Origin of the sequence: Kitasatospora sp. NPDC058478 (assembly GCF_042720345.1) — a bacterium.
Taxonomy (GTDB): domain Bacteria; phylum Actinomycetota; class Actinomycetes; order Streptomycetales; family Streptomycetaceae; genus Kitasatospora.
The window spans coordinates 35,163-45,344 of the sequence record NZ_JBHXML010000083.1; the positions used below are offsets into that span (position 1 = coordinate 35,163).

Genomic DNA, 10,182 nt, shown 5'->3' on the forward strand with positions numbered 1-10,182 from the left:
CGCCAGGCCCGGATCGCACGGACTCTTCCTACTGAAAGTAGGACGTGCTCTGGTAGCACCACTGACGCCTGACGAGGAATCATCTCCCTCGCGACGAGAAGTACAGTACCAGCTCCGTGATCAGGCACCGAACCGGAGGCGAACCCCGCATGACGAGCGCTCAACCCGAGGCCATCCCGTACGCCGACGGGCGGCTGATGGACGTGCACCGCCCGCCCGTCGGCACCGTCGGGCCCGCGCCCGTCGTACTGCTGTGGCACGGCCGGGGCCCTGACGAGCGCGACGTGCTGCGGCCGCTCGCCCGGGAGGCCGCCGGGCTCGGCCTGCTGGTGCTCGTCCCGGACTGGCGCTCCGACCTGCCGGACGGCGGCCGCGCCGAACTGCTCGCCTCGCTCGCCCACGCCCGCCACACCGCCGCCGCGTACGGCGGGGACCCGGACCGCCTGGTCCTGGCCGGCTGGTCACTGGGCGGCCGGGAGGCCATAGCCGTGGCCACTCACCCGGACACCCCCGCCGAGCAGCGTCCCATCGCCGCCGTCGGCATCGCCTCCAGCTACGCCCGCCCGGCGATCACCACCGGGGACGCCCCCCTCGACCTGCTGGCCGATCAGCCCTCCCCCGTCCCGCTCTGGCTGGTCCACGGCACGGAGGACGGGGTGCTGGACATCGAGCACACCCGGCAACTGAGCGCTGCTCTGACAAAGCAGATGTCGGCGGTACGGGTTCTCGAATCCGCCACCGACCACGCGGGCGTCGTCATGACCGTGTACGACGCCGGCGCCGACCGCTGCCTCCCCACCACCGCCGAAGCCGTGCTGCGCGCCGGCCGCCGGACCGCCGCCGTCCTCGCCGAGGCGGCCGGGCTGTCGTAGGCGGGCGGCGCCGCGGCGGGCGCGGCCTACTGCCCCCCGACGAGGGAGCGCAGGCCGTGGCCGCGTTCCATGGCCTCCAGGTCGCGCTGCAGCGGCGGCCGGGGGACGGCCAGGACGGGGCAGCTCGCGTGCCGGACGCAGTAGGCGGCGACGGAGGGGCGCAGCGCGCGGGAGAGGCAGCCGCGGCTGCTGCCGGCACCGAGGACGAGCAGGTCGTCGGGGTGGTCGGCGAAGCGGACCAGGGTGTGTCCGGTGTCGCCGCGGACGGCCTGGCAGCGCAGCCGGACTCCGGCGTAGCGGCCGGCGAAGGCCTCGTCGAGGGCTTGCCGGAGCCGGGCGACGGCGGCGTCGCGGCCGGCGGTGATGGCGGCCGGGCAGGGTGTGCGGCGGTAGCCGATCTCTTCGCCGGGTGAGGTCCAGCAGAGGAGGGCGAGGACCTCGGCGTCGGTGCGGTGCGCTTCGGCGACGGCGTGGTGGAGGGCGGCGAGGCTGCCGAGCGAGCCGCTGACGCCGACGACGATCCGGCCCGCGCGGTCGGCCCGCTCCGCTGCCTCGTCCGCGCCGGATATCTCGCTGTCCGCCATGGTTCGCCCCGCCTCTCGGTCCGTACCGCCGTGCCGTGCTGTCGTCCTCCAGCAAAGCGGGCCGGCACCGCACCTCCGGCGCCCGTTGACACGCCTCTGACGCGCGCGCGGGTGTTCCGTACGTGTCCCTGATGCTCCGGGGCCGCTACGGCGTGGAGCAGCTCGCCTACGCCCCGGGTGGTTCGGCTTCCCAGAGGTCGGCGAACATCCGGTCGAGGTGTTCCTCGCCGATCGGGGGGACGGGCAGCGGGTGGATGGCCTGGGCGCGGAAGCCGTCGAGGAGCAGGGCGAGGTAGCGGCGCCAGAGGTCGGGGCGCAGGTCGGTGGTGGCGGGCAGGGCGCGGCAGAGCGGGCCGAGCAGGAAGAGCAGGTCCATGGCGACCACGTCGCGCCGCATGGTGCCCTGGTCCTGGGCGCGGGCGATGAGGGCGCCGACGGTGGCGGCGTTCCGGCGGCTGATCTCGATCATGCCGGGGATGGTGGGGATGGCCTGGGTGACCAGGTCGTTGATGCCCCGGTCCGCGGCGACGAGTTCGAAGATGCGCTCGAAGTAGCGTTCGAGGGCGGTCCAGGCGTCCGCGGCGGCGAGGGCTTCCTCACCGGCCCCGGCCAGGCCGACGGCGGCGTCGGCGAACACCTCGCCGATCAGCGCCTCACGGGTCGGGAAGTGGCGGTAGAGGGTGGCGTTGCCGACGCCGGCCTCCTTGGCGATCTGGTCCAGCGGGACGTCGAGGCCGTGCCGGGAGAACATGCCGCGGGCGGCGGCGAGCAGCAGATCGCGGTTGCGCTGGGCGTCGCGCCGGAGCCGTCCCGGGGGGTTCGCGCTGCTCGGTGCCATGTCCCGACCCTAGCAATCCCGGGGGCGGGCGGTCGGGGGGCGGTCAACTACCCTACGGAGGCGTTGATTCCGCACGGGGTCCGCGGCGGCCCGCGAGGGGCCGCGGTGAGTCGAGGGGGCGGCCATGGCCGAAGTGGTGGAGTTGCGGTACTACCCGGTGAAGGGGTGTGCCGGGGTCGAGGTGGCGCGCGCGGAGCTGACTCCGGCGGGGCTGGCCCACGACCGGGCGTTCATGGTGGTGGACGAGGACGGGGTGTTCCGTTCCCAGCGCCGGGACCGCCTCCTGGCCACGGTCCGCCCGACGGTCGGGGAGGACGGCCGCCGGCTGACCCTTGACGCCCCGGGCGTGGAGCCGGTGACCGTCACCGTGGACACCGAGGGCCCGCGCCGGGCGGTGCAGCTGTTCGGCGCCCCGTTCTTCGGGATCGACCAGGGCGAGGAGGTGGCCGGCTGGCTGTCCGGGGTGCTGGGTGTCCGCAGCCGGCTGGTCCGGGTGCCGCCGGAGCACGACCGGGTGTCCGCCGGGCTGGTACCGGGCACGTCCGGCTACGCCGACAGCTGCGCGGTGCACCTGCTGTCCCGTGCGTCGCTGGAGCGTTTCAACGCGCTGAGCGGCGGACTCCCCATGCCGGTGGACCGGTTCCGCCCGAACGTGGTGGTGGACGGCTGGGACGAACCGCACACCGAGGACCTGACCCGCCGGATCACCGTGGGCGGCGCCGAGTTGGCCTACGCCAAGCTCGCGATCCGCTGCTCGGTGACGCTGGTCGACCAGTCGACGGGCGCCAAGGCCGGTCCGGAGCCGCTGCGGACGCTGGCCGGCTACCGCCGGGCGGCGGGCGGCGGGGTCGCGTTCGGCAGCAAGTTCGCGGTACTGCGGCCCGGCACGCTGCGGGTCGGGGACGAGCTGGTGGTGGACGCCTGGGGGCCGTCCGAGCTCTGAGGCCGGTCGCGGCGGGCCGCCGGGGCGGGGGCCGCCCCTGGCGTTCCTGCGGGCCCGGCGATCTTGCGGGCCCGGCGGCCCCGGCGGATACGCGCGCCGGGGCCGGGAGGGGCGTGGGGCGCGTGTCAGCAGCCCTGGTCGATCAGCGAGAACGTGACGTAGTGGTCACCGGTGTAGTAGTCCTCCTGGGTCGCCTGGCCGGTGATGATCCGGCGGGTGCCGCGGGTCGGGGCACCGGGCGTGATGACGGTGTACTCGTGGTAGTAGCCGTAGGACTGGCCGGGCAGGACGTGCTCCCTGTTCTGGAACACGACGCCGTCCTGGGAGTACGGGAACGGCCCGTCGGTGGCGATCAGGTTGAGGGTGTCGGTCGCCTCGGGCGGGAGGGTGGACAGACACACCGTGCCGCTCACGTCGGCGTGCGCCTCGGTGGCGACGGCGACGGGCGCGAGGGTCATCAGGGCGACGGCGGTGACGGCGGCAGCGCGGGTCTTCCACGCGCGTAGAGTGCGGGTCATGTCCACCAGTGTGACCAGCCACCGACAACTCCGGAAGCCCTGCGACAAACTATTAACCGACGGGTAACTCACCTGCCTGACCAGCGACTTGAGCCGTATCCCGACCCCGGCCCGAACCCCGCCGGAGCCGTCCACGAACCGCCCGGACACCCCATGGGTCGACCGCCGTCGAACTAGCGACCTGACCGCTGTCGGCCTCCTCACAGCTTCCTCACGTTCGCTCCCCGCTCCAGTCGCGCCGCATAGAGTGACGGATCATGTCGGGCCGGAACGACCGCTGACGGGGTGGGCATGAACACGGGGACAACGGACACGGGAACGGGCACGGGCACGGGCACGGGCACGGGAGCGCACCCGAGCCCGAGTGCGGGAACGGGCACGGAAACGGGCGCGCCGCTGACCGCGCGGCAGCTGATCGGACTGCTGGTCGACCCGGGCGCCTTCCAGGGCTGGGACGAGCCGCCGACCGAGCCGCCCGCAGGCCCGCCCGCCGACCCCGGCTACCGCGCCTCGCTCGACCGGGCCCGCGCACGCACCGGTCTCGACGAGGCCGTCCTCACCGGTGCCGGCCTGGTCGGCGGGCGACCGGTGGCGCTGGTCGCCTCCGAGTTCGGCTTCCTCGGCGGCTCGATCGGCGTCGCCACCGCCGAGCGGATCACCCGCGCCGTCGAGCGCGCCACCGCCGAGCGGCTGCCGCTGCTCGCCCTGCCCGTCTCCGGCGGGACGCGCATGCAGGAGGGGTCGGCGGCCTTCCTGTGCATGCTGCGGATCACCGCCGCCGTCCAGGCGCACCGCGCGGCCGGCCTCCCCTATCTCACCTATCTACGGAACCCGACCATGGGCGGGGTCTTCGCCTCCTGGGGCACACTCGGCCAGCTGGTGTTCGCCGAGCCGGGCGCCCGGCTCGGCTTCCTCGGCCCGCGCGTGTACGAGGAGCTGCGCGGCGTGGAACTGCCCCCGGACGTGCAGCGGGCGGAGACGCTCGCCGGGCGCGGTCTGGTGGACGCCGTCGTGCCGCCGCAGGAGCTGCGCGAGCTGGTCCGCCGCACGCTCGCCGTCCTCGCCACCACCGCGCCCGCCCCGGGCAGCGCGGACGCCGGCGGCACCGGCGCCCCCGGCCCCGACCCCGGCCCCGACCCCGACAAGACCGCCGACGAGACCGCCGAACACCCCGACGCCTGGGATTCCGTGCGCCGCACCCGTCGCCCCGACCGCCCGGGCACCCGCGAGCTGCTGCGCCACACCGCCGAGGAACTGGTGCTGCTGGACGCCCCCGGCGGGCGGGACGGCGCGCTGGTCCGCGCCCTCGCCGTCCTCGGGGGTCGGCCGGTGCTGGTGGTCGGCCAGCAGCGGCAGACCCCGGAGCACGAGCGCCCGTTCACCGCCGCCGACCTGCGGGCCGTCCGGCGCACCGCGCGGGTCGCGGAGCAGCTGGGGCTGCCACTGGTCACGGTCGTGGACACGGCCGGGGCCGAACTGTCCGCGCAGGCCGAGCTGGACGGGATCGCGGTCGAGATCGCGCACTGCCTGACCACCCTGCTGGCGCTGCGCACGCCCGTCCTGGCGGTGCTGCTCGGCCAGGGCTCGGGCGGCGGCGCGCTGGCGCTGCTCCCGGCCGACCGGGTGCTCGCCGCCGGGCACGCCTGGCTGGCGCCACTGCCGCCGGAGGGCGCGTCCGCGATCGTCCACCGGGACGGCGGGCACGCCGCCGAGCTGGCCCGCTCCCAGGGCATCGGCGCGGGCCACCTGACGGAGGTCGGGCTGGTGGACGAGGTGGTCGAGGAGCGGCCGGACGCGGCGGACGAGCCGGAGGCGTTCTGCGCACGGCTCGGACGGGCGGTCGGTGCCGCGCTCGGCGGGCTGGCGGCGCTGCCGGAGCCGGACCGCCTCGCGGCGCGGGCCCTGCGTCACCGCCGCCTCGGCGATCTCCGCTGAACGTCGGCGACCGCCGCTGAACCCCCGGTGGGGGCCGTCGATCTCCGCCGCAGCCCGACGGTCTCCCCCGGGCCCCAGCGGGTGTGGCGCCGGTCTCAACGGGGGCGAGATCGTCTGTACCCAACGTGCCGGCCGCAGACCGGCGGGTGACGGCCGCAGCGGCCCAAACGGTGAGTGCGCTCACACCGGAATGCGGTCCACGACGGGCGATAGTGGCAGCTTCCGGGCACCCGCGCCACAGCCTGCCGACGGGGTGTTCGCACAGGTCACGACCGGTCGGCGCGCCCCGCGCAGCCGGCCCTTCGAATCCACGGCGGCCGCCCCCCGTACGACCGGAGGTCGTAACAAGGGGGTCTTGGCGGCGCCCGATCCGGCATGCCAACAATGGCTCAGTCGTCAGCCGCACCGGCACCTGTCCCGCCGGTAGCGACTTACTGCCAGGTCACGCCCCACGACCGTTTCGGCCCCTGTCCGGCCGTGGTCCAAGGCGGGGCGTGACCCGGCCCAACCTGATTGAGGTCCTGTTCTAGATGCCCACTTTCAAGCTCCGTATGCGCACTTCCGCCGCGATCCTCGCCGGCGCCGCCGGTCTGACCGCCCTGGGCGCGGGTGTGCTGCCCGCCACCGCGAACGCCGCCACCCTGTCCCCGCAGGCCGTGGCCGCCCAGATCGTCCCGGCGAACCAGCTGGCCTCCTTCAGCCAGATCATCGCCCACGAGTCCAGCTGGAACGTGACCGCGACCAACGCCAGCTCGGGCGCGTACGGCCTGGCCCAGGCGCTGCCGGGCTCCAAGATGGCGACGCACGGCTCCGACTGGAAGACCAACGCGACCACCCAGATCAAGTGGGCGCTGGACTACATGAACACCCGCTACGGCAGCCCGAACGCCGCCTGGAACTTCTGGCAGGCCAACCACTGGTACTAAGCCGACCACCTCGGCTCACCGGACTCCACCCGCATCCTGACCACTCCCCCCTCACCCCGGGGGTCGGACAGGGATCACCGGGGTGACCCCAGAGGGCCCGGGCCCGCGCGATCCGCGTGGCCCGGGCCCTCTCGTGGTTCGCGCACACCTCTCGCAGGTCGCGCGGCGCCTCCCGCGGTTCGCCCAGCCCGCGCCCCGGCTCGCCCGACCCGCCCCACCGTTCGCCCCGCCTGCTCCTGGTTCGCCCAGCCCGGGCCACCCGCCGCTCAGAGCTCGCCGGTGAGCCCGAGCAGTTCCCGCATCCGCGCGTACTTGGCGGCCAACCGCTCGGCGGTGGCGGCGTCCAGCGCGGCCAGCCGGGCCGGGTCCGAGTTGTGGGCGAGGTCGGCACGCTTGACCAGCAGCGCGCCCGGCGTGGCCAGGACCCGCGCGGTGTACGCCTCGACCGGCTCGTCGGGGCGGCGGGTGAGCGCGTCCACGATCGTCTTGGTGGCCCCGGGGAGCGCGGCCCCCGCCAGCCACTCCCGGCTCAGCCGGTCGTCCTCGACGGTGTCGTGCAGCCAGCCCGCCGCGATCTGGGCGTCGCTGCCACCGCGCGCGGCCGTCCCGTGCGCGACCGCCGCGATGTGCTCGCCGTACGGGTGGCCGTTCTTGTCGACCTGCCCCTCGTGCGCGCGGCGGGCGATCGCCTCCACCTCGGCCAGGCTCAGGTACTCGGGTTCCATCGGCGCGTTCTCGGGCTCCATCGGCTCATCGTAGGCCCGTGGTCTGCCCGTTCACGCTCACTGGTTTACTGCCCCGGGGCGGGAGACCCCCGGCCCACCCGGCAGACCGTCCGAGCGATCCGAGGAACCATGCCATCCCTGCACCCCCTGCTGTCCGGATTCGCCCCGATCTGGGCGCTGACCGGGATCGGCTACCTGGTCGGCCGGACCGGGCTGCTCGGGCCGCACGCGGAGCCGGTGCTCAACCGGTTCGTCTTCCACGTGGCGATGCCGGCCTCGCTGTTCCTGATGATCGTCCGCACCCCGCTGGACCACTTCGCCAACCCCTCGATGCTCGCCTTCACCGCGGGCACCGTCGTCTCGATCGGCCTCGGGCTGCTCGCCGGGCGCCTGCTGTTCCGGCGCAAGACCGGCGAGTTGGCGATCGGCGCGATGGCCTGCGGGTACGTCAACTCGGCCAACCTCGGCATCCCGGTGGCGATGCAGCTCCTCGGCGACGCCTCCTTCGTCGCACCGGTGGTGCTGTTCCAGATCCTGGTCGTCACGCCCGCGGTGCTGGCCGTCCTCGACGGCGGCGCGGCCGGCCGCCGGGCCCTGCTCACCCTGCCACTGCGCAACCCCATCCTGTTGGCCACCGCGCTCGGCGCCGCCGCCTCCGCCGGCGGGCTGCACCTGCCCGCCGAGCTGAACCGTTCCTGCGAGCTGCTCGGCGGCGCCGGCGTGCCGACCGCCCTGGTCGCCCTCGGCATGTCGCTGCACAACCGCCCGCCGGCCACCGGCCGTTCGCGCCACGCCGAGGTCGGGCTGACCGTCGCGGTCAAGACCCTGATACAGCCGCTGGTCGCCTTCGCGGTGGCCGGCCCGCTGCTCCACCTCCCTGCGCACCAACTCCTCACCGTGGTGCTCTTCTCCGCCCTGCCCACCGCGCAGAACGTCTACGTCTACGCCCGCGAGTACGGGCAGGGCACCGGGCTCGCCCGGGACTCGGTGCTCTGGTCGACCCTGGCGTCGATGGCGACCCTGTCGGTGATCAGCTGGTCCCTCGCCGCGTAGCCGGAGCCTTCCGGAGAGGTGACGGCCACCCGTACACGGCACGACAGTTGTCACCCGCGAGCCGTACAAAAGCGGGGAACCGGGGCCCTCGCCGGGCTCCCGGTGGAATGCTGGCGGCCATGAGCCAACCGGACCTTCGTTCCGCAGAGTTCCACCACTGTCCGTCCGTCGTCACGCTGCCGCAGACGGACGTGGACCACTACAACACCGTTCCGCGCGGTGCCTTCCTGATCGATCCGCGCCTGCGCTGCGACCTCGCCGGCGGGCACGGCGGCACCCATTCCGCGCTGGTCCAGGGCGTCGGCTTCGACCTGCACTGGGCGTCCTGGCCCGAGTACCTGGTCGAGGTCGGGCCGCGCTGCCCGGCCGTCGGCCCGCACGAGGGGCCGGAGCCGCCGCGCGACCCCAACATCTGCCTGCTGCGCGAGGACCACCCCGGGCCGCACTACGGCGAGACCTGGTTCTGACGCCCCGCCGGTCACTCCACCAGACCGGTGGTGCCCGCCGAGTCCAACCGCAACGCCTTCCCGAGCCGGCCCGGGGGCACCACCCGGCCGGCCCGGGAGGCGCCCAACAGACGGATCAGCGCCCGCAGACCGGTCGGGTGCCTCCTTACACCCCCGCGGAGGCCCATCATGTCCGCCCGCACCACGCCCTCCCCCACCCGCACCGCCGCCTTCCTCACCGCCTACGACGCGCTGCTGGCCCGCTGGCCCGTCCCGGTCGAGCACCTCACCGTCCGAACAGCCCACGGCACCACCCGGATCAACGCCTGCGGCCCTCCCGACGGTCGCCCCCTCGTCCTGCTGCACGGCGGCGGCGCCACCTCCACCATGTGGTTCGCCAACGTCGCCGCGTGGACGGCCGCCGGGCACCGCGTCCTCGCCCCCGACCTCATCGGCGACCCGGGCCGCAGCGTCCACGACGGCGCCCCACTCGCCGGCGTCCCCGGGCTGCTCGGCTGGCTGGACACCGTCCTCGACCGACTCGGCCTCCCCCGGGCCGACTTCTGCGGCCACTCCTACGGCGGCTGGATCGCCCTGGAGTACGCCCTGCACGCGCCCGCCCGGGTCGGCCGGCTCGCCCTCCTCGATCCCACCCAGTGCTTCGCCGGCTTCCGCCCCGACTACCTGCTGCACGCCCTGCCGCTCTTCCTCCCCCGCCGCACCGCCGCCCGGGCCCGCTCCTACCTCGACTGGGAGGCCGGCGACGGCCCCCACCCGGACCCCGGCTGGCGCGAGGTCTACGCCCTCGGATACGCCGACTTCCCCGCCACCCGCGTCATCACCGGCCCCCGCCCCGGCCTCGACCGGCTGCGCTCCCTCACCACCCCGACCCTCGCCCTGTTCGCCGAACACAGCCGCACCCACCACGCCCCCCGGATCGCCGAGGCCGCCCGCCGCGCCCTGCCCGAGGCGACGGTCGCCGTCCTGCCGGGCCTCTCGCACCACCACCTGCCCATGGCGGGCGCGGCGGAGGTCAACGCCCGACTGACCGGATTCCTCGCCGCCTCCCGCGGCTGACGGCGGGGCCGTTCGGACGGCACGGACGCCACGCCCGCGCCGAACTGGCCCGGCCGCTGCGCGCAAGCCGCCGGCGACGGATTGGCCCGAACTCACCAGTGTCGCCAAATCCCTTGTACCGCACTCGACTTGGCGCTGGCAGACTGGCGTCGCCACGTCGGCCCACCACTCCCTGGAGTCTCAATGATGAAGTCAAGATGCCTGCGCGACCGGTGGGGCGGAGGTGAAGATCCGGTTGTCGCGCAGGAGCGCCCACAGCACGTTC

At 74.7% G+C, this 10,182-nt stretch carries 10 protein-coding genes and 1 tRNA gene; 7 read left to right on the forward strand and 4 right to left on the reverse strand.

Going from position 1 to position 10,182, the window contains the following annotated elements; translation table 11 throughout:
• The first annotated feature begins 669 nt into the window (after positions 1 to 669).
• A tRNA-Val gene (locus ACFWPT_RS34835) sits at positions 670 to 745 on the forward strand.
• A 153-nt stretch (positions 746 to 898) separates the two neighbouring features.
• Here the strand turns inward: ACFWPT_RS34835 and ACFWPT_RS34840 are convergent.
• Together ACFWPT_RS34840 and ACFWPT_RS34845 are read right to left on the reverse strand one after the other, a co-directional pair.
• On the reverse strand, positions 899 to 1,456 hold the full coding sequence (locus tag ACFWPT_RS34840; protein WP_380486759.1) for a universal stress protein: 558 nt from the start codon (positions 1,454 to 1,456) through the stop codon (positions 899 to 901).
• Between the two features lie 166 nt (positions 1,457 to 1,622).
• On the reverse strand, positions 1,623 to 2,294 hold the full coding sequence (locus ACFWPT_RS34845; protein ID WP_063350252.1) for a TetR/AcrR family transcriptional regulator: 672 nt from the start codon (positions 2,292 to 2,294) through the stop codon (positions 1,623 to 1,625).
• A gap of 124 nt (positions 2,295 to 2,418) precedes the next feature.
• On the opposite strand from ACFWPT_RS34845, the gene ACFWPT_RS34850 reads away from it, so the two are divergent.
• A complete protein-coding gene (locus tag ACFWPT_RS34850; RefSeq protein ID WP_380486761.1) occupies positions 2,419 to 3,237 on the forward strand; it encodes an MOSC domain-containing protein in 819 nt (272 codons plus the stop codon).
• Between the two features lie 125 nt (positions 3,238 to 3,362).
• Here ACFWPT_RS34850 and ACFWPT_RS34855 read toward each other — a convergent pair whose 3' ends face one another.
• A complete protein-coding gene (locus tag ACFWPT_RS34855) occupies positions 3,363 to 3,755 on the reverse strand; it encodes a ribonuclease (protein WP_063350250.1) in 393 nt (130 codons plus the stop codon).
• A gap of 291 nt (positions 3,756 to 4,046) precedes the next feature.
• Here ACFWPT_RS34855 and ACFWPT_RS34860 point away from each other — a divergent pair, with 291 nt between their 5' ends.
• Together ACFWPT_RS34860 and ACFWPT_RS34865 are read left to right on the forward strand one after the other, a co-directional pair.
• Positions 4,047 to 5,690, forward strand: coding sequence for a carboxyl transferase domain-containing protein (locus ACFWPT_RS34860; protein ID WP_380486763.1), 1,644 nt, complete (start codon positions 4,047 to 4,049; stop codon positions 5,688 to 5,690).
• A 551-nt stretch (positions 5,691 to 6,241) separates the two neighbouring features.
• The gene (locus tag ACFWPT_RS34865; protein ID WP_244293519.1) at positions 6,242 to 6,616 is read left to right on the forward strand and encodes a transglycosylase SLT domain-containing protein; all 375 of its coding nucleotides are present in this window, start codon (positions 6,242 to 6,244) and stop codon (positions 6,614 to 6,616) included.
• Between the two features lie 266 nt (positions 6,617 to 6,882).
• Here ACFWPT_RS34865 and ACFWPT_RS34870 read toward each other — a convergent pair whose 3' ends face one another.
• Entirely contained in the window at positions 6,883 to 7,362 is a 480-nt protein-coding gene (locus tag ACFWPT_RS34870) for an HD domain-containing protein (RefSeq protein ID WP_380370343.1), read from the reverse strand.
• 108 nt (positions 7,363 to 7,470) lie between these two features.
• On the opposite strand from ACFWPT_RS34870, the gene ACFWPT_RS34875 reads away from it, so the two are divergent.
• The 3 genes from ACFWPT_RS34875 (at position 7,471) to ACFWPT_RS34885 (ending at position 9,917) form a co-directional block, all read left to right on the forward strand.
• The gene (locus ACFWPT_RS34875; protein WP_363371012.1) at positions 7,471 to 8,394 is read left to right on the forward strand and encodes an AEC family transporter; all 924 of its coding nucleotides are present in this window, start codon (positions 7,471 to 7,473) and stop codon (positions 8,392 to 8,394) included.
• A gap of 119 nt (positions 8,395 to 8,513) precedes the next feature.
• The gene (locus tag ACFWPT_RS34880; RefSeq protein ID WP_159398553.1) at positions 8,514 to 8,861 is read left to right on the forward strand and encodes a hypothetical protein; all 348 of its coding nucleotides are present in this window, start codon (positions 8,514 to 8,516) and stop codon (positions 8,859 to 8,861) included.
• 168 nt (positions 8,862 to 9,029) lie between these two features.
• Positions 9,030 to 9,917: an alpha/beta fold hydrolase gene (locus ACFWPT_RS34885; protein ID WP_380486766.1), complete on the forward strand. Its 888-nt coding sequence runs from the start codon at positions 9,030 to 9,032 to the stop codon at positions 9,915 to 9,917.
• Positions 9,918 to 10,182: the final 265 nt, after the last annotated feature.